The organism is Ruegeria sp. BE3 (assembly GCF_056538865.1).
This window is the reverse complement of the sequence record NZ_JBQFTW010000001.1, coordinates 409,860-427,653: the sequence shown is the minus strand read 5'-3', so window position 1 is coordinate 427,653 and position 17,794 is coordinate 409,860. Positions and strand designations below refer to the sequence as shown.

Annotated in this window: 22 protein-coding genes; 10 read left to right on the top strand and 12 right to left on the bottom strand. The window is 57.5% G+C overall.

Annotated elements, in window-relative coordinates:
* Nucleotides 1–12: 12 nt before the first annotated feature.
* Nucleotides 13–1,308: a short-chain fatty acyl-CoA regulator family protein gene (locus tag ACR0AZ_RS02080; RefSeq protein ID WP_480666655.1), complete on the bottom strand. Its 1,296-nt coding sequence runs from the start codon at nucleotides 1,306–1,308 to the stop codon at nucleotides 13–15.
* Between the two features lie 175 nt (nucleotides 1,309–1,483).
* Here ACR0AZ_RS02080 and ACR0AZ_RS02075 point away from each other — a divergent pair, with 175 nt between their 5' ends.
* The 4 genes from ACR0AZ_RS02075 to aat all read left to right on the top strand — a co-directional run bounded on the left by ACR0AZ_RS02075 (nucleotide 1,484) and on the right by aat (nucleotide 4,708).
* On the top strand, nucleotides 1,484–2,020 hold the full coding sequence (locus ACR0AZ_RS02075; RefSeq protein WP_480469253.1) for a helix-turn-helix transcriptional regulator: 537 nt from the start codon (nucleotides 1,484–1,486) through the stop codon (nucleotides 2,018–2,020).
* A 150-nt stretch (nucleotides 2,021–2,170) separates the two neighbouring features.
* Nucleotides 2,171–2,668 carry an acetyl-CoA carboxylase biotin carboxyl carrier protein gene (gene accB, locus ACR0AZ_RS02070; RefSeq protein ID WP_480469252.1) on the top strand — a complete coding sequence of 166 codons (498 nt, stop codon included), beginning with the start codon at nucleotides 2,171–2,173 and terminating at the stop codon, nucleotides 2,666–2,668.
* 9 nt (nucleotides 2,669–2,677) lie between these two features.
* On the top strand, nucleotides 2,678–4,027 hold the full coding sequence (gene accC / locus ACR0AZ_RS02065; RefSeq protein WP_480469251.1) for an acetyl-CoA carboxylase biotin carboxylase subunit: 1,350 nt from the start codon (nucleotides 2,678–2,680) through the stop codon (nucleotides 4,025–4,027).
* Nucleotides 4,028–4,075: 48 nt separating this feature from the next.
* Nucleotides 4,076–4,708 carry a leucyl/phenylalanyl-tRNA--protein transferase gene (gene aat / locus ACR0AZ_RS02060; RefSeq protein WP_480469250.1) on the top strand — a complete coding sequence of 211 codons (633 nt, stop codon included), beginning with the start codon at nucleotides 4,076–4,078 and terminating at the stop codon, nucleotides 4,706–4,708.
* On the opposite strand, the gene ACR0AZ_RS02055 is transcribed toward aat, so the two are convergent.
* From ACR0AZ_RS02055 to ACR0AZ_RS02030, 6 genes are all read right to left on the bottom strand, one after another.
* Nucleotides 4,672–5,031 (bottom strand): DUF2155 domain-containing protein, encoded by a 360-nt coding sequence (locus ACR0AZ_RS02055; RefSeq protein ID WP_480469249.1) that lies wholly within the window; start codon nucleotides 5,029–5,031, stop codon nucleotides 4,672–4,674. The two genes, aat and ACR0AZ_RS02055, sit on opposite strands and share 37 nt — an antisense overlap.
* Entirely contained in the window at nucleotides 5,028–5,480 is a 453-nt protein-coding gene (mlaD, locus tag ACR0AZ_RS02050) for an outer membrane lipid asymmetry maintenance protein MlaD (protein ID WP_480469248.1), read from the bottom strand. Before mlaD ends, ACR0AZ_RS02055 begins: the two co-directional genes overlap by 4 nt.
* Nucleotides 5,481–5,490: 10 nt before the next feature.
* Nucleotides 5,491–5,874 (bottom strand): NADH:ubiquinone oxidoreductase subunit NDUFA12, encoded by a 384-nt coding sequence (locus ACR0AZ_RS02045; RefSeq protein WP_480469247.1) that lies wholly within the window; start codon nucleotides 5,872–5,874, stop codon nucleotides 5,491–5,493.
* Nucleotides 5,875–5,953: 79 nt separating this feature from the next.
* On the bottom strand, nucleotides 5,954–6,316 hold the full coding sequence (locus ACR0AZ_RS02040; protein WP_480469246.1) for a RidA family protein: 363 nt from the start codon (nucleotides 6,314–6,316) through the stop codon (nucleotides 5,954–5,956).
* A gap of 212 nt (nucleotides 6,317–6,528) precedes the next feature.
* Nucleotides 6,529–7,794, bottom strand: a complete 1,266-nt coding sequence (gene clpX, locus ACR0AZ_RS02035; protein ID WP_480469245.1) for an ATP-dependent Clp protease ATP-binding subunit ClpX — start codon at nucleotides 7,792–7,794, stop codon at nucleotides 6,529–6,531.
* A 137-nt stretch (nucleotides 7,795–7,931) separates the two neighbouring features.
* Complete coding sequence (locus tag ACR0AZ_RS02030; protein ID WP_480469244.1) at nucleotides 7,932–8,564, bottom strand: ATP-dependent Clp protease proteolytic subunit; 633 nt, start codon at nucleotides 8,562–8,564, stop codon at nucleotides 7,932–7,934.
* A gap of 285 nt (nucleotides 8,565–8,849) precedes the next feature.
* Here ACR0AZ_RS02030 and ACR0AZ_RS02025 point away from each other — a divergent pair, with 285 nt between their 5' ends.
* From ACR0AZ_RS02025 to ACR0AZ_RS02015, 3 genes are all read left to right on the top strand, one after another.
* Entirely contained in the window at nucleotides 8,850–9,191 is a 342-nt protein-coding gene (locus ACR0AZ_RS02025) for an ArsR/SmtB family transcription factor (protein ID WP_480469243.1), read from the top strand.
* Between the two features lie 167 nt (nucleotides 9,192–9,358).
* Nucleotides 9,359–9,496, top strand: a complete 138-nt coding sequence (locus ACR0AZ_RS02020; protein ID WP_480469242.1) for an entericidin A/B family lipoprotein — start codon at nucleotides 9,359–9,361, stop codon at nucleotides 9,494–9,496.
* Between the two features lie 833 nt (nucleotides 9,497–10,329).
* Nucleotides 10,330–10,758 carry a type II toxin-antitoxin system prevent-host-death family antitoxin gene (locus tag ACR0AZ_RS02015; protein ID WP_480469241.1) on the top strand — a complete coding sequence of 143 codons (429 nt, stop codon included), beginning with the start codon at nucleotides 10,330–10,332 and terminating at the stop codon, nucleotides 10,756–10,758.
* 82 nt (nucleotides 10,759–10,840) lie between these two features.
* Here ACR0AZ_RS02015 and ACR0AZ_RS02010 read toward each other — a convergent pair whose 3' ends face one another.
* The 5 genes from ACR0AZ_RS02010 to lepA form a co-directional block, all read right to left on the bottom strand.
* Complete coding sequence (locus tag ACR0AZ_RS02010; protein WP_480535918.1) at nucleotides 10,841–11,290, bottom strand: hypothetical protein; 450 nt, start codon at nucleotides 11,288–11,290, stop codon at nucleotides 10,841–10,843.
* A gap of 130 nt (nucleotides 11,291–11,420) precedes the next feature.
* Complete coding sequence (locus tag ACR0AZ_RS02005; RefSeq protein ID WP_480666651.1) at nucleotides 11,421–11,741, bottom strand: hypothetical protein; 321 nt, start codon at nucleotides 11,739–11,741, stop codon at nucleotides 11,421–11,423.
* A gap of 445 nt (nucleotides 11,742–12,186) precedes the next feature.
* A complete protein-coding gene (locus ACR0AZ_RS02000) occupies nucleotides 12,187–12,576 on the bottom strand; it encodes a helix-turn-helix domain-containing protein (protein WP_480666650.1) in 390 nt (129 codons plus the stop codon).
* A 70-nt stretch (nucleotides 12,577–12,646) separates the two neighbouring features.
* Nucleotides 12,647–12,976, bottom strand: a complete 330-nt coding sequence (locus tag ACR0AZ_RS01995; RefSeq protein ID WP_480666648.1) for a DUF4258 domain-containing protein — start codon at nucleotides 12,974–12,976, stop codon at nucleotides 12,647–12,649.
* 283 nt (nucleotides 12,977–13,259) lie between these two features.
* Nucleotides 13,260–15,059 (bottom strand): translation elongation factor 4, encoded by a 1,800-nt coding sequence (gene lepA / locus ACR0AZ_RS01990; protein ID WP_480666647.1) that lies wholly within the window; start codon nucleotides 15,057–15,059, stop codon nucleotides 13,260–13,262.
* 312 nt (nucleotides 15,060–15,371) lie between these two features.
* Between lepA and ACR0AZ_RS01985 the strand changes: the two genes are divergently transcribed.
* The 3 genes from ACR0AZ_RS01985 to ACR0AZ_RS01975 all read left to right on the top strand — a co-directional run bounded on the left by ACR0AZ_RS01985 (nucleotide 15,372) and on the right by ACR0AZ_RS01975 (nucleotide 17,751).
* Entirely contained in the window at nucleotides 15,372–16,271 is a 900-nt protein-coding gene (locus ACR0AZ_RS01985; RefSeq protein ID WP_480666646.1) for a hypothetical protein, read from the top strand.
* Between the two features lie 164 nt (nucleotides 16,272–16,435).
* Complete coding sequence (locus tag ACR0AZ_RS01980; protein WP_480657156.1) at nucleotides 16,436–16,744, top strand: hypothetical protein; 309 nt, start codon at nucleotides 16,436–16,438, stop codon at nucleotides 16,742–16,744.
* Between the two features lie 65 nt (nucleotides 16,745–16,809).
* Nucleotides 16,810–17,751 (top strand): LysR family transcriptional regulator, encoded by a 942-nt coding sequence (locus tag ACR0AZ_RS01975; RefSeq protein WP_480666645.1) that lies wholly within the window; start codon nucleotides 16,810–16,812, stop codon nucleotides 17,749–17,751.
* Nucleotides 17,752–17,794 lie beyond the last annotated feature (43 nt).

Sequence of the window (17,794 nt, the reverse complement as noted above, 5' to 3'; positions counted from 1 at the left end):
GCCCGGAAACTGTCAAAACCCTTCGCGCAGGATCGAAGGCTCACGCCGTGCATGGCAATCACGTTTCGGGCAAATTCGGCAACTTGCCCCCACTTGCGCCGCACCTTCAGCGGGTTGCGCAGAACCTTCTACCGGCAGAACCAGCATGATTGACCGATATACGGGCTCATCCCCGAACGCTGCGACAGGTTGGGGCCAGGCGATTGCGATGCACTCAAACTCAGCTGCCGTTCGACCCAGTTGCACTACACGTCTGCGAATCGGGACCAGAGGGCGATTCAACGCGCTAAACAAGGGCCAGAGCGGGCACGCTTCGCCGTGACGCGGCAGCCCGAACCCCTGGGTGGGCTTGTAAAACAAAACACTGCCCGAAGTATCGCAGATGACCAGCCCGGCAGGGCGTGCCAGCACGCCTTCGGGCAAGGACGCCAGCCGTCGTAGCGCCGTAGGCAAATCAACAGAAAAGGCCGCCGCAAGGGCCAGCGGATCAGAGTTTGTCGGATCCAACGCGGCCTCAACCTGATCAAGCGGCATGGCACGCGCGTCTGCGGCATAAAGGTCCAGAAGCTCGGTCGCCACCGTTCTGGCGGCGGACGACTCCAGCTTGTCCAACGCCACATCAACGCCTTTCCCTCCTGTCTCAATCTCAGGAAAGTTAAAGCCCCGCTCAGCAAAGAAAGCCTCGACCGCGTCTAGCGGAATACCCCTTAAGTCGCCCTGCTCCTGACTGTCATCCAGATAGGCCACCAGTGCCTTGGAGCTTTCGGCCAATCGTTCCGCATCCTGATGGAGATTGCTGTGAAAGCGGTCCTGCCACTCGGCCTCGATGTCGCCGGGTTCGGCCAGAATGGCGGCGGTGGATCGGATCGCGGCAGCGGTCGACAGCACCTCATGCATCGAAGCGGCCAGATGCGGGTCATGGGTCAGCCGGTCCGAGAGTGTTTCCACCGTCCGCTCCAGCGAAACCACGCGGCGGTGCATCTGCGCCAAAACCCCGGACCAGCCGGGAAAACGTCCGGCAAATTCCTCAAGCGCATCCAATTCCGCCTGCTGGCCCAGCGCGTCCGCCGCAGCCTCGCGCAGCGCCGCGATCAGCGTAGCCTCAATCCCCTGTGTCAGCAGCGACGGTTCAACCGACAGAGCCGAGGCAATATCGACCAGCAGCTTGCCCCCGATCCGGCGGCGATTGTGTTCAATCAGGTTCAGATAAGAGGCCGAAATTCCAACCTGCCGCGCCAGTTCGGCCTGCCGCAATCCCGAAATCTGCCGCCTTTCGCGTATCCGGCTGCCTGTCAGAGTGTCTCGCATCGCTGCTGGACCTTTGGGATCGTCGCTATGGTTTTCAGAATTAGTCTATAATTTTTAACAGTTGCCCAAGTGTTTTCAAAGCAAATTTACAAGCTTAACAAATCCAGATGTCTGGAATCGGGGAAACCTGTTGCCTCCCCTTCTCTTTCAGCACAATACGCGTCACCATAGGTATATGAGCGATCCCGCCTTCGAATACGCCCCCATCGGCCTTGTCGAGCTTGAAAACCGGATCATCCGACGTTGCAATCTACAGTTCGCGCGGACCTTCGGCGGGGATGAGGCCGAGTATCGCAATATGCCTCTGCTGCACCTTTACCCATCGGTTGCTGATTGGGAACGTATCGGCGCACGCAGCCTTCAGGTAATGCGCGACACCGGATATTACACCGATGAACGGGTTATGCGCCGCCGTGATGGCGACCTGTTCTGGTGCCGCGCACGGGGGCGATCCCTCACGCCAGATGATCCTTTCCGGCATGGCATCTGGAGCTTTTCCGACATCTCTGAGGAACGTCCGCTGGTTGAACTGACCACGCGCGAGCGTGAAGTGGCGATCCTGTCGTGCCGGGGTCTCTCGGCCAAGGAAATCGGCGTCGAACTTGGGTTGAGCTATCGCACCATCGAAGCCTATCGCGCCCGGCTGCTGGAAAAATTCGGAGCCCGAAAGCTGCCAGAGCTGGTGGCCAAACTGTCAGGGATGCCCTTATGAGCGGCGCCACGTCCGAAATACGACGCAAAACCCCATAATCGAAGGCCCAAACGGCGCTTTTCATGACCGCCCGCATAGCATATAACCCAGCGTAATCAGACCAAGCCCGCAGGAAACAGACGGGCCATAGGGGAACCTTCGAGGACACTCATGACAGATACCAAACACGAAGCGGATGTGGCGTTCATCAAGGCACTGGCCGAATTGCTGCGCGAAAATGATCTGACCGAACTGCAGGTCAAACGTGAATATGGCGAAGAAGACAGCCTGAATGTCCGTGTGAGCCGTATGTCGCAGACTGTTGCCGCTCCGGTTCAGGTCGCCGTTCCAGCAGCCGCCCCCGCAGCGCCCGCTCCGGTCGCCGCCCCTGCCGCTGCCGAAGCTCCTGCCGCTGTGGATGATCCTGCCAGCCACCCCGGCGCCGTGACCTCGCCCATGGTCGGCACGGTCTATATGCAGCCCGAACCGGGCGCGCCTTCGTTTATCTCGGTTGGCGCTTCAGTGTCCGAAGGCGACACGCTGCTGATCGTCGAAGCAATGAAGACCATGAACCACATCCACGCGCCCAAATCCGGCACCATCAAACGTATCCTGGTGGGCGATGGCGACGCTGTGGAATTCGGCACGCCTTTGGTCATCGTTGAGTAAGGCGGGCCCATGTTCGACAAAATCCTGATTGCCAACCGAGGCGAGATCGCCCTGCGCGTGATCCGCGCCGCGCGCGAGATGGGGATCAAGACGGTTGCCGTGCATTCGACCGCCGACAGCGACGCGATGCATGTGCGCATGGCGGACGAATCGGTCTGCATTGGCCCTCCGCCCAGCCCGCAAAGCTATCTGTCCGTGCCCGCGATCATCTCGGCCTGTGAAATCACCGGCGCGCAGGCGATCCACCCGGGCTATGGCTTCCTGTCCGAAAATGCCGAGTTCGTGCAGATCGTCGAAGATCACGGCATCACCTTCATTGGCCCCACCGCAGAACATATTCGCGTCATGGGTGACAAGATCACCGCCAAGGACACCATGAAGGAACTGGGTGTGCCCTGCGTTCCCGGCTCCGATGGCGGCGTTCCGACTCTGGAAGACGCCAAGCGCATCGGTGAGGAATTCGGCTATCCCGTTATCATCAAAGCCACCGCCGGTGGCGGCGGCCGTGGCATGAAAGTCGCGATGAGCGCCGACGAGATGGAAAGCGCTTTCATGACCGCGCGCGCCGAGGGCAAGGCTGCCTTTGGCAATGACGAGGTCTATATCGAGAAATACCTCACCACGCCGCGCCATATCGAGATTCAGGTCTTTGGCGATGGCAAAGGCAAGGCGGTTCACTTGGGTGAACGCGACTGTTCGCTGCAGCGCCGCCACCAGAAGGTGTTCGAAGAGGCCCCTGGCCCCTGCATCACCCCGGAAGAACGCGCCAAGATCGGTAAGGTCTGTGCGGATGCGGTTGCCAAAATCAACTATATCGGCGCGGGCACCATCGAGTTCCTGTACGAAAATGGCGAGTTCTATTTCATCGAAATGAACACCCGCCTACAGGTGGAACACCCCGTGACCGAAGGCATCTTTGGCGTCGATCTGGTGCGCGAACAAATCCTTGTCGCCGCTGGTGAGGATATGTCGTTTGGTCAGGACGATCTTGAGATCAATGGCCACGCCATCGAAGTACGGATCAACGCTGAGAAGCTGCCAAATTTCTCGCCCTGCCCCGGCAAGATCACTGCGTATCACGCTCCGGGCGGTCTGGGGGTTCGGATGGATTCAGCACTCTATGACGGCTATTCGATCCCGCCCTACTACGACTCGCTGATTGCCAAGCTGATCGTGCAGGGCCGTGACCGGGCCGAGGCGCTGGCACGTTTGGAACGCGCATTGGGCGAACTGATCGTCGACGGCATCGACACCACTGTTCCCCTGTTCCACGCGCTGCTGCAGGAACCCGATCTACACAGCGGTGACTACAACATCCACTGGCTGGAGCACTGGCTTGCGGAGAATATGGCCCAATAAGAACACGGGATCGGAAGGTTACGGCCTTCCGGTCCCAGGGCATCCAGCATGAGCCTTTCCCCCGAACTTCTGCTGCACGGCTATTCCATCGGTATCTTTCCGATGGCCGAACACCGTGATGACCCCGAACTTTTCTGGGTCGACCCGAAGTTCCGAGGCGTTTTTCCTTTGGACGGTTTCCACATCTCGCGCAGTCTGGCCCGCCGTCTGCGAACCTGCGGATTCACCATCAGCATCAATCGCGACTTTGCAGGCGTGGTAGAGGGTTGCGCTGACCGGGCGGACACTTGGATCAACCCGGAACTGCGTCGGCTTTACGACGAATTGCATAAGACCGGCCACGCCCACTCTCTCGAAGTCTGGGACGCAGATCGCCTGGTTGGCGGTGTCTATGGCGTGGTTTTAGGCGCGGCCTTCTTTGGTGAAAGCATGTTTTCGCGTCGCACCGATGCGTCCAAGATCGCATTGGCCTATCTGGTGGACCGCTTGCGGCAAACTGGATTTGTCCTGTTCGACACGCAGTTTCTGACCGCACATCTCGCCTCGCTGGGCGCCATCGAAATACCGCGCGCAGCCTATCATAGCGAATTAAAGCAAGCGCTTGAGGTCAGCGCGGATTTCACTGCTGATCTAAAGCAGCGACCTCAGGGGGTCATACAGCGGATCACCCAGACATCGTAACGCGCATGATCCAGCGCATTCAGCGCCGGTGAAGTTGCGATCATCCAGCCATCAAACAATTGCTGCGCCTTGCCCTGCTCCCAAATCGTGAGATAGGCAAACGCGTCCCCGGTCGGGTTCTCGGCCGGATAACGGCAATCGCCCAAAGCGACGTCCAACCCGAACACACTCTCTGTCTGCCCGTTCCGCACCTCGACATCCACGGTCTGACCGCTGACCTTATCAAGCCCGCGCAACATCGCGCCCGGTCCGGACTCAACCTTTTGCTGGGCCGAGGCGACACTGGTCGACAGCAGAACAGCCATCAGAGCCATACGCATCATTCGCTACCGTCCCCGGCCACGAATTTCACCAGCAACGAGATCAGGCTGACCGCACCCTGCGTATCCGTAATCTCATCACCCGCCTCGAAATAAAACGGGGACCCACCGGGCATCACTTCAACAAAGTTCCCGCCCAGCAAACCCTCGGAGGAAATCACAATCGCGCTGTCATCGGGGATGAGAATTCCATCCGCCACAGAGAAACGTGTATCGGCCCGGTAGGTATCAGAGTTCAGGGTCACGTCGGTTACTGTCCCGATCTTCACGCCCGCAAGCCGCACGTCTGTACCGACACCCACGCCCTCGAGCGAGCGGAACGACGCGCCCAACTCATAACCAACGCGGGTTTGAGACAGGCCTGTGGACTGGCTTGCGTAGACGCCAAACGCGATGGCACAGGCGAGCACGACCCCGCCGACAATAACTTCGGTCTTGGTATGAGTAGACATCTGGCCTCGCCTATTCCGGGCTCCACGCCTCGTAATCGCTGCGTTCAACCGGGTCAGGACGACGCAAAGACCCCGCAGGGGTGTAAGCCAGCGCGGTTCCGGTCAGATTCTCCTGATGCGGTTTTTCCCAGGACTTATGCGCCAGCGGCTTGTCCGTTGGTGGCTCATCCCAGGTACGGTGCAGCCAGCCATGCCAGTCGGGATCAATCCGGCTTGCCTCAGCCTCGCCATTGAAAATCACCCAGCGCTTGCTGTCATCAGCGGTGCGATAGAACACGTTGCCTTCGTTGTCTTCACCGACTTTGACACCTTTCCGCGAGGTATAGATCTGCGTGTTCAGAGTGGCCCCGTTCCACCAGGTCACGGCCCGCAAAAGACTGTTCAGGATTCCCATCGGCTGCCTCCGGCATTTCTGTCTCCGCAGATATGGACCAAAGGCTCGCCAAGGTCCAGTGCAACGGAGCTTGTCTGCGTCAATCCGGCAAAATCGCGGTCACTTCGATTTCGATCCGGTACTTCGGGTCGATCAAACCGCATTCAATCATCGTCGCTGCAGGCGGATTTGCACCGAACGTCTCGGCCAACACAGGCCAACAAGGCGCAAATTCGGTGCGATCTGGCAGCATATAGGTCACACGCACCACGTTCGAGAATGAAGTGCCCGCCTCCTCTAAGGCGTTCCCGATGATATCAAGGGCGGACCGGCATTGTTCGACAACAGTGTCACCCTGCCCGACTGTGCCTGCGACATGTACCCAACCACCGGCGACAACTGCCCGGCAATAGCCTGCCTTAACCTCGAACTCACCACCTGAAGATATGCGCCTGATTGTCATTCGAGCCCTCTCAGAAACCAATTGCCGTTTGGCATAATCGTCGAAAATGCGAGGCTCTGCCTCGCGCTCCGGGATATATTCGGCCAGATGAAGGACGGATCCCCTGCTTCATCTGGCATTAAATACTTCGGGGGTGTCGCGGCTTGCCGCGGCGGGGGCAGTGCCCCTTACTCACGTCTCCGAATATGATCCAAGTGAATTGAGGAACGTGCTTAGCCAGCGGACGCCGACTCTGCCGTGTCTGCATAGATGATCAAAGGCTGAGACTCGGATGTAACCGCCTCTTCATTGACCACTACTTCGGTCACATTCTTCATACCCGGCAATTCGAACATCGTATCCAGCAGGATGTCTTCGAGGATCGACCGCAGACCTCGCGCACCGGTTTTGCGCTCAATAGCTTTTTTCGCAATGGCTTTCAGCGCATCATCCGTGAAAGCCAGCTCTGCGTCTTCCAACTCGAACAACCGTTGGTATTGCTTGACCAGAGCGTTTTTCGGGCTTGTCAGAATGGTGACCAGCGCATCTTCGTCCAGATCTTCCAGCGTCGCCAGAACCGGCAGGCGGCCAACAAATTCCGGGATCAGGCCGAATTTCAGCAAATCTTCGGGCTCGAGATCCTTAAAGATCTCGCCAACGCCACGCTCATCATTGTCGCGGACATCCGCGCCGAAGCCCATAGCAGAGCCTTTGCCGCGCTGTGCGATGATCTTATCCAGACCAGCAAACGCGCCGCCACAGATGAACAGGATGTTCGTGGTATCCACTTGCAGGAATTCCTGCTGCGGATGCTTGCGCCCGCCTTGCGGCGGTACCGAGGCCACTGTACCTTCCATCAGTTTCAGCAGAGCCTGCTGCACGCCCTCACCCGATACGTCGCGCGTGATCGAGGGGTTTTCGGACTTGCGCGTGATCTTGTCGACCTCGTCGATATAGACAATGCCGCGCTGCGCGCGTTCGACATTGTATTCGCTCGCCTGCAACAGCTTGAGAATGATGTTCTCAACATCCTCGCCCACGTATCCGGCTTCGGTCAGCGTGGTTGCATCCGCCATGGTGAACGGCACATCCAGAATCCGCGCCAGTGTCTGCGCCAGCAGCGTCTTACCGCAGCCGGTCGGGCCGATCAGCAGGATGTTGGACTTGGCCAGCTCAATATCGTTGCCCGCCTTCTGGGCGTGATTCAGGCGCTTGTAGTGGTTGTGCACCGCAACCGACAGAACACGCTTGGCGGTGGCCTGTCCGATCACATAATCGTCCAGCACCTCACAGATATCCTTGGGAGTCGGCACGCCGTCCGAGGATTTCAGGCCGCTGGCCTTGGTCTCTTCACGGATGATATCCATGCAGAGCTCGACACACTCATCACAGATGAACACGGTCGGGCCCGCGATCAGCTTGCGCACCTCATGCTGGCTTTTGCCGCAGAAGCTGCAGTAGAGCGTGTTTTTGCCGTCACCACCAGAATTGGTCGCCATGATTTACCCCTCGGGCTCCGTCTCGGCGACCCCACCCAAGGGGCCGCGTTTGCCGTCAATGCCTGCAGCTTAGGCCAGCGTTCTGGCGGCTACAATCTCAAAATCATCCCTCACGCCGGAAGCGCGCGGTTTTGAACTTAGTCCTCGTCACCGTCCATCTTGGCGCGGTTTTCGACGATCTCGTCGATGTGACCCCAGTCCTTGGCCTCTTCCGGGCTCATGAAATTGTCACGATCCAGCGCCTTTTCAACCGCCTTCTTGGTCTGTCCGGTATGACGCACATAGATATCATACAAGCGATCTTTCAGCTTTTGCGTCTCAGCCGCGTGGATCATGATATCACTGGCCTGCCCTTGATAGCCGCCGCTGGGCTGGTGCACCATGATGCGGCTGTTAGGCAGCGAAAACCGCATCCCCTTCTCGCCACCGGCCAGCAGAACTGAACCCATCGAGGCCGCCTGACCGATCACCAAAGTGGAACATTTCGGCTTGATATACTGCATTGTGTCGTAAATCGACAAACCACTGGTCACCACGCCACCGGGCGAGTTGATGTAGATTGAGATCTCTTTGCTCGGGTTTTCCGCTTCAAGATGCAGCAGTTGCGCGACCACAAGATGGCTCATCCCATCATGGATCGGGCCATTGATGAAAATGATCCGCTCTTTAAGGAGGCGCGAGAAGATGTCGTATGCGCGCTCACCCCGGCTGGTCTGTTCGACGACCATGGGGACGAGTGTGTTCATGTATGTGTCAACTGGATCGAACATGGGAACCTGCCTGCTTTGATGTTGATCGGGACATTACCCGGAGAAGAGTTACCTGAGTCTTAGTGCCGCCACAGAGGGGCTGCAAGGGGGGCCGCGCGTTCATCGGCGCGTGTGGCTTTGCGAGCAAGCATTCAGAATGACCCCGCGCATTCGTGTTCGACACATCACGCCATTTTGATCCGTGCATATAGAAAAACACGCCTGATATCTGTACCAAGATACACCACCGCGTCGGCTGCTGCGCGCTGCCTCAATTACACTGCGGGACTTGTAAGGAACACGAAAATGGCTCTTTCTCAGCTGACCAAGGATATGTCGCCCAACGATCTGGACCAGATGGTTGAAAACGCGACGCGAGCGTCAAATTTCCTAAAGGCAATCAGCCATGAAGGGCGCTTGATGATCCTGTGCCATCTCGTCTCTGGCGAGAAATCGGTGACCGAGTTGGAGCGGCTTTTGTCCGCCCGGCAGGCAGCCGTTTCGCAACAGCTATCGCGGCTCAGGCTCGAAGGTCTGGTTGTGCCCCGGCGCGAGGGTAAGGCCATATACTACCGGCTGGCAGACGATCGACCCGTCCGCATGCTGGAAGTGGTTTATGAGCTCTTTTGCAGTTCCAAAGCGTCCTGATCACTCCTGTCATTTCATCTTTGTGGTTTGCTTTGACATTCGGATGAGTCTGTTAATCGAGCGTTTTTTCCGAAGGCCGGCATCGTGGCTCGCTCCTCGCTAAAACCGGTAGCTGTTTGTTCTCAAAGCTGCTAACCAAAACCAAACAAACACTGATGGAGTTCCCGATGATCCGTGCATTCATGATTGGCTTGGCCTTGTTCACATTGACCGCATGTGAAACTGCAAAAGGCGCGGGCAAAGACATCGAAAAGGCGGGTGACGCCATTCAGAACGCTGCCGAGGATGTTCAGGAGAACATCTAAACCTCTCCAGCATATTGCGGCAACGATGCAACAGGCCGCAATATGTTGTTGCCTTGGTTCCTGCAGGCGGCTAATCTGACAAGACAGGTGCATAGACGCGGCATTGCATTTCTGACGAACCAACGGGGTTCTTTCGTTCATGCGAAAGAACCCCGTTTTCATCTGAAGGGTGGTGGTGCGTGGTAGCCTGTATGAACCGATGGTTCTGAAAAAGGAAAAGGCGTCAGGTGCTCAGACGCGGTCTTTGCATGCATCCTTGCGGACACTCCTGACGCCTTGCCGGTCCGATCCGCCCGAGGGGCATCTCGATCCAGTTGCCGCCGCCCCCGAAGGGACCTTGGCGACTGCCGCACGCGCTATGTCGCGCCGCAGCCCGCATCGACCTTCTGAGAGGCTAACCACCTGACCCGAACACGAAGCCCGGATCACCTGATCCACCACCGGTAAGTCATTGCAACCAAGAACAAATCCTAGAACTTGCCTTCGCCGCCGCGACCCCCTTGGCCTTTGCGTCCCGCCCCTGTTGCGAAGAACTGAAGCAGTGATCAGACTGTTGCATCAGCACCCTGAACCGGCAAGAAAATAGCACTGCAGCATGAAAATTAGACGGGGATAAACTGTTGATATCCAGCGGGAGAGGCATGTGGACAACTCTGAAATCGACACAACTCGGCGGGGTTGTGTGGGGATAAGTCCAGACTTAAGAAACCACCCCGATTTTCACCAGTTTCTGCACCTGCAAAGCCTCCGTGCGCTGCGTTAGGGGCGAATTGTCCGAGTTGTACAACACTCAGACCCCCAATCTTTCGAATCGTACAACCGGAGATTCGCCCATGCGCCTGACCATCTCAGAAGCCCGTGCCCGGCTGGGAGAGCTGACCACCCTCTCACAAGACCCCCGACAGGTGATCGTGCTGACCCGCTATGGCAAACCGCTCGCTGCTCTGGTCTCGATGGCCGAGGCCGAGCGGATCTGGCAGTTGCAGGATGATGGCCGGATCGGACGCAAACACCCGCTCAGCGGGCTGCGCGGGTGGTGGTCGAAAGGGCGTGGTATTCCGGGGATGGAACCTGGGCCGGACGGTTCTTACCTCACCGCGCGCGACGCCGCGCTGAAGGTCCGCGAGATCCAGATGACCCGAGCCGAGGAACGCCGCATCCTCAAACGCGGGGGGCTGGATCCTGTCGCGGGCGGCGAGATCGCCGCCCGGCCCTGCTCCTCCCTGTGGAGGCGCATGTTCCTGAGAAGCGCTCCAACCTGACCGGGGTACCTACTACTCCTGCCGCACTCACAATACGCAGCGGCATATACCCCCTTTAACATCCGGTCAGGCCGAAGACGCTTCAGTTCACCTGACGTTCCAGAACGGTGCTGTAGGTCGTTCCTCGACGCAGGCTACGGAAATCCGCATAAATCTTGCCATCCTGATACCGGGCATCGATCAAGGCGTTGACGCCGATCTCGGGATTGGCCGAGCTTTCCACGATGCTGACCCGGGTCGGATCATCCAGCGAGATGGTCCCGGTGGCATCCATGACGCGCCAGTCCTGAGCCGCATTCGGACGCCACTTACTGGGCCCCCAGAACACGTTGTCCTGCTGCTTCTGGATGTCCAGCACCCACTCGGCATTGTTGAAACGCGGCGCATCCCCGGTTGTGGTCCGGTTCGGGCCAACGGTGGTATAGCTGCCCACCCATGTTCCGCGCAGGTCCGGCGTATCGGCCATCGCGGCGGTGGCAAGGGTGAGGCTCGTGGCCAGAGCGGCTGCTCCGGCAGTCATGTATCTGGTCATGGGGATCTCCTCCTGAAAGCGACCCTTTGGAGTTCAAATGCGAACATCCTTGCTGTGGGATACAGATTGGGAGAGTGTGGGCCGGTTACAACTTACCTAAGGGAAAGTTCATAATCGCTTAATGTTCGCCTCAGGCCCATGCCAATGCGGTGCCGATCAGAACCAGACCGATCCCGGCGACTTCGCGATGCGAAAAATTCTCGCCGAACAGAAAATAAGAGGCGATGGCGATCAGGATGACCTCGGCCCCCAGAATGCCAGTATAGATGATACCCAGCCGTTCCTCGCGCAGCGCGGCGAGTTCCAGCGTTGCAGCGGCCAGCAGGGCCCCGACGATCAGCAGGCTGAGGCCGATACCGGGGATTTTCCACCAGAATTTCATCGCGATCATGGCCACGGAATAGAGACCTGCCGATCCGAGGGCGATGATGGGGATCATGGATGTGGACATATGGGCCTCCTGCCGAGGGTTCCGTTGGGTCAAGTGTAGCAGGTGTGAGGGTTTGGGGCTGTGAGGTGGGTCACAGTGTGGGTGATGGGTTGAAAACCCATCCTACGTAGGGTGGGTTTTCAACCCACCAATCCACCCGTAGGGCGGGCTTCAGCCCGCCGTCAAACCCTTCCGCTCCACGCGCGTTGAGTTTGGGTCAGGCGCGAGTGGCGGGCTGAAGCCCGCCCTACAGTTTATGAATACCGTTCGATCAAAAGATCTGAGGGCAGCGCCGGCCCGAGGGGAGGCGCAAACGCGCCGCCCCATGGGGGCGGGTCGGCGCGGCCCGGCGGTGCCGCCGGGCGGGTGGGCGGATTTGAGCTTTGAAACAACCTCAAAGAATCTGGCAACCTGCAGAAAGGATAAATGCAATAAAAAAAGGCCCCCGAGGGGGCCTTTGTTCGAGTCATGCGGCCATTAGCTGATAGTGCTTGGGATCACTACCGTCGATTCTTATCGGGTCTTTTCTCGGACCCAATGTCACCTTCGCCGACACCTCATCAATGTCCATGTCGACATCTAACTCCAGTCGCTCGACCGCCATTAGGCGAATAAGCATTTCCGCAGTATCTTTAATTGGTGTTTCCTCACGTTCCCATCGACTTACGGTGAGAAGTGTCACTTTGAGGATATCTGCCAGTTTTTCTTGTGTTAGTCCCATTTCTGTGCGCAGGAAGCGCAGTTCTTTGCCGCTCATTTTCGAAGGCAATGTCACGATGCCCTCGGCGATTACTTGATGCAGCAGGCCAATCGCCGGCACAGTAACAGTCGCTTCTCCTGCGTGATCTTGAACCATGTTCATGTCCTCTATGAACACATTGTCCAAGCCACACTCAGTATAGTGGTAAGCTCCCATTTTTTCTCCATCATGGTTCGTCGCGCCACATTATTGTTACAACTTTGATTTGGCACGATTCTTTGTCTGGAATTGCAACGACTCTTAGATATCTAGCGCCCGAATTCGGGGACTGGCTATCAACCCTATATTTATAAAGGCCAGGTACAGTCGAAGGTTCAGGTTCCTCGTAAACGAAGCCATGCTTCAATACGAAAAGAACATCAGACATAATTAGACCACGTTCGTTCATCCTTTCTCTAGAGTGCGCAGTATACGCGAAATCGCATGTTCGATCACGCGCAATTGCGTTGATGTTGCTTGTTGCGTTTGCAGTAGTCCAAGGTTGTTGATCAGCCATTCTCGCCGCGGTTTTGTTTTGCTGCTCGACTCATCATTTATCATTTTGATAAGTTTGCGCAAGTGTCTTGACAAATAGTTTATTGAGCATGCGTTGCAATCGGATAACAGTTCCACAACATACTGTGTATGTTGAAAAATTTACACGAAATGTAGCTACCCACAATAGGCACACAACCAAGAAATTGTGTAATTTTTTTGTTACTGCCGCTTGAGTTAAATGGTCCAGATGCAGTTGGCTGCGCCAACCGCTTTCGCCCACCCGCCGTAAAAATGGCCAGCTGTTAGCTGTCCATTTTTAAGGCGCTAATAAACGCCTCCTGCGGGATATCGACCTTCCCGAACTGACGCATTTTCTTCTTACCCGCCTTCTGCTTGTCCAGCAGTTTGCGTTTCCGCGTGGCGTCGCCTCCGTAGCATTTGGCGGTCACGTCCTTGCGCAGGGCCGAGAGGGTCTCGCGGGCGATGACCTTGCCTCCGATGGCGGCCTGGATCGGGATTTTGAACATGTGGCGCGGGATCAGGTCCTTGAGCTTTTCGCACATCGCCCGGCCCCGCATCTCGGCCCGGTCGCGGTGAACCATGGTTGACAGCGCATCGACCGGTTCGTCATTCACCAGCACCGACATCTTGACCAGATTGTCCTCGGTATAGCCGGTCATCTGGTAGTCGAACGAGGCATAGCCCTTGGTCACCGATTTCAGGCGGTCGTAGAAGTCAAAGACAACCTCGTTCAGCGGCAGGTCATAGACGACCATCGCGCGGCTGCCCGCATAAGTCAGGTCCAGCTGGATGCCGCGGCGGTCCTGGCAGAGTTTCAGCACGTCGCCGAGGTATTCATCCGGAACAAGAATGGTCGCCTTGATGCGCGGCTCCTCGATATGGTCGACCTTGGACGGATCGGGCATGTCGGCGGGGTTGTGCAGCTCGATCATTTCGCCGTCTTTCATGTAGACGTGATAGATCACCGACGGCGCGGTGGTGATGAGCTCGATATCATATTCGCGTTCGATGCGGTCGCGGATGACCTCTAGGTGCAGAAGGCCAAGGAAGCCGCAGCGGAAGCCAAAACCAAGCGCGGCCGAGGTTTCCATTTCAAAGCTGAAGCTGGCGTCGTTCAGCGCCAGTTTGTCGATCGCATCGCGCAGGTCTTCGAATTCGGAACTGTCGACGGGGAAGAGGCCGCAGAACACCACCGGCTGCGCGGGTTTGAAGCCCGTCAGGGCCTCTTCGCTGCCGTTGCGGTCATTGGTGATGGTGTCACCGACGCGGGTGTCGCGGACTTGTTTGATCGAGGCAGTCAGGAAGCCGATCTCACCCGGGCCGAGGCTGTCCACCATCTCCATCTCAGGCCGGAAGACACCGACGCGGTCCACATGGTGCAGGGTGTTGTTCGACATGAACTTGACACGCATCCCCTTTTTCAGCGTGCCGTCCATGATGCGGACCAGAACGATGACGCCGAGATAGGCGTCGTACCACGAATCCACCAGCATCGCCTTGAGCGGCGCGTCAAGATTGCCCTGCGGTGCGGGCAGTTGGTGCACGATGGCCTCAAGCGTCTCGTGGATGCCCTGCCCTGTCTTGGCGCTGACCTGAATGGCATCGGTCGCGTCGATGCCGATCACATCCTCGATCTGTTCGGCCACGCGGTCACAATCGGACGCGGGCAGGTCGATCTTGTTCAGCACCGGCACGATCTCATGATCCGCGTCGATGGCCTGATAGACATTCGCCAGCGTCTGCGCCTCGACCCCCTGGGTCGAGTCCACAACCAGTAGAGAGCCTTCGACCGCGCGCATGGACCGGCTGACCTCATAGGCAAAGTCCACGTGGCCGGGGGTGTCGATCAGGTTCAGCACGTATGCCTCGCCATTGTCGGCGGTATAGTCGATGCGAACCGTGTTGGCCTTGATGGTGATGCCACGCTCGCGCTCGATATCCATGCTGTCGAGCAGCTGTTCCTTCATGTCGCGATCCTTGACCGTTCCGGTCTCTTGGATGAGCCGGTCAGCAAGGGTGGATTTGCCATGGTCGATATGCGCGACGATGGAGAAATTGCGGATATGAGCGAGGTCTGTCATGGGTTGGGGATATGTAGAGGAATCGTGGGTTGGTCAAGGTGGCACGTTTAGTGTGTAGGAACACCGATTTTCCATAACGGGGAAACCATGAATGAAATTGATATTTTTGAGCGTCTCAATTCAGAATTCGAGCATCAAACTGTAGAAAAATGCACATCGATAGCGTTGCACGCTTCTATTCGAGGATTTCCTCCTGCAAACTTTAGTGGCAACAAGGACGCGAGTGAGAGCCATTAGATCCCTCGCGGAAAGTTACTTTTGCAAGCACTTGTTTATTCTAGGTTCGGTTGCACGGCATCACGAGAAGCTTTGGTGAAGTCGCTTGCCAATCCAATGAAGGGAAACCGTTTCATAGATCAGTCCTCTGCCCACATTTCTGCCATTGCCACGCTCGAAAACAGCCACGACAAGGCAATGGAAACAATTGAGAACGTGGCAGCTGCATTCGGAACCGCCGCTGACGACGAACAATTCCTCTATGCCAAGACTCGCAAAGATTGGTCAACAAGGCATGCATATGACTCGGCGTTCATCAATTTGACGAAAGCAAGCCTGAATGACTTTGCTTTCCCTAGTGATGGAGTTTTCGATCAAAAACTCTGGGTTGAAAAGGTCACGTTCAAGGTTCCTTTAGATCAAAGAGTCAATTTCCGAGATTACTTCCAGAGTAGTAGCTACTCGTTCTGGCGAGAGTGGCACCAGGGTTTTTTCGAGGGAAATCCGCTAGACTGGGAACTTCAACGAAAGATTGCACTGATCGATGAGAGCATATGGAACTCTGGCGCTGACGCAATTGCCCGTGAGATTGAACAAATCCGGGCGCGATGGGAGGTCGAGAGTGCCCTATTTGACCTGAGAGAAAACCTTAGCATACAGGCTTCCGCTCGCCACAGCATCGGGGGGAATAATCCTCCTGAGAGCATCGACGATGAACGTTTGTCTGGTGCGGCAAGGTTGATCCGGGAAGCGGAAAAAGAGCTTTCAACTGCCTTAGAGGAGGTAAATCCTGCTCTCGAGCAAATTGAGCGCATACTTGAAAAAATAAAGGCCGGCTTTCTTGCTATCACCAAGTGGATTGGTCGCAAGGCCGACCTAGCAGTGGATACAGCTATTGTGACGGCGATAAAGCAGGGCGGGCCATTGGTGGGCGGTTACTATGCGCTCGACAAGCTTATCAAAGCCCTCGAAGACTGGTTGCCCTACTTGCACTAACCAGTACCGGGCTGAGGCCCGGCCTACGGGGTGGGGTGTTTCCGACTCGGGTATTCACTTTTTCGCAACGTGTGATTGATCCCGAATCCACTTTGATTCATACTCCGCCGCAGACCGAGAGGGGCATAAGACCCGTCCGGGCAGGCAAAAAACGAGGCTCGAGTATGAAACAGTTCCTCCTAATCGCATTTTGTGCGGCATCGGTGACGGCGGTTGCTCCGCCGGTGGACGCGGCGCAGATCAAGCGGGCGTGTTTGGCGTCGGACCGCGAGGCGGCGACGCGGGCGCGGTGTACTTGCATCCAGCGCGTGGCAGATCAGGCGTTGACGCGTGGTGATCAGAAGACCGTGGCCAAGTGGTTCGAAGACCCCCATCAGGCGCAGGAGTTGAAGATGTCGCAGACCGCGCGCGATGATGCGCTGTGGGATCGGTATCAGAACTTTGGCCAGATGGCGCAGGCGATCTGCAGTTAAGCCCAAGGCAATCCTTGACCTGATGCCCGCTGCGCCCCAGAAAGGCGCAGCGAAAGGTATATGCGATGGTGATGAAAGGGCTGACCCTGCGGGGCCTTGAGGTGTTCGAGGCGCTGGCGCGGACCGGATCGGTGGCGCAGGCGGCCGAGATCACGGGGCTCAGCCAGCCATCGGTGTCTCAGCAGTTGCGCAATCTCGAAAAGGCTCTGGGTACTGATCTGGTCGATCATGGGCGACGGCCGATGCGGCTGACGCAGGCCGGGCGCAGCTTTTTGGCCCGCGCGCAGGCGGTTCTGGCCGAGCTGCAGGTGGCCCAGAGCGAGCTGGCGGTGATGGATCTGGGGCATCTGACCACGCTGTCCATCGGGTTGATCGACGATTTCGACAATGATCTGACGCCCCGGCTGGCCACCCTGCTGGCCGACAGCCTCACCCGGTCGAAATTCAAACTTATCACCCTGTCGAGCCTCGATCTGTTCGAAGCGCTGGAGGCGCAGCGGCTGCACATGGCCGTGTCGGCCCATTCCGGCGAGGTGCTGGAGGGCGTGGTCGAATACCCGCTGGTGCAGGACCCATTCATTCTGGTCGCACCCAAAGGGGCCGACAACCCGATGCAGGACCTGCCCTTTCTGCGATACGCCCGTGAACAGTTGATCAGCCGCCAGATCGAGGGCCATCTGGCCCGGCAGCAGATGGAGTTCGAGGAACGGTTCGAGATCGGCTCGCACCTTGCCTTGATGGCGATGGTTGCGCGGGGTCTGGGCTGGGCGATCACCACGCCGCTGGGTTATATGCGCGCGGCCCGGTTCCATGACGGGATGGAGGCCCACCCTGCCCCGTTTGGCGAATTCGCGCGCACAATCTCGCTGTTCACCCGTACCGACTGGTCAGATCAGGTGCCGCAGGAGGTGGCGGACATGATCCGGCGGCTGATGCAGAGCCAGATCGTCGATCCTGCCGTGGCGCAGCTGCCGTGGTTGAGCGGGCAGCTGAAGGTGATGAGTTAGAGCAGAGGACAGACGAGTTCGAATTTGTACCCGGCGGAGATAA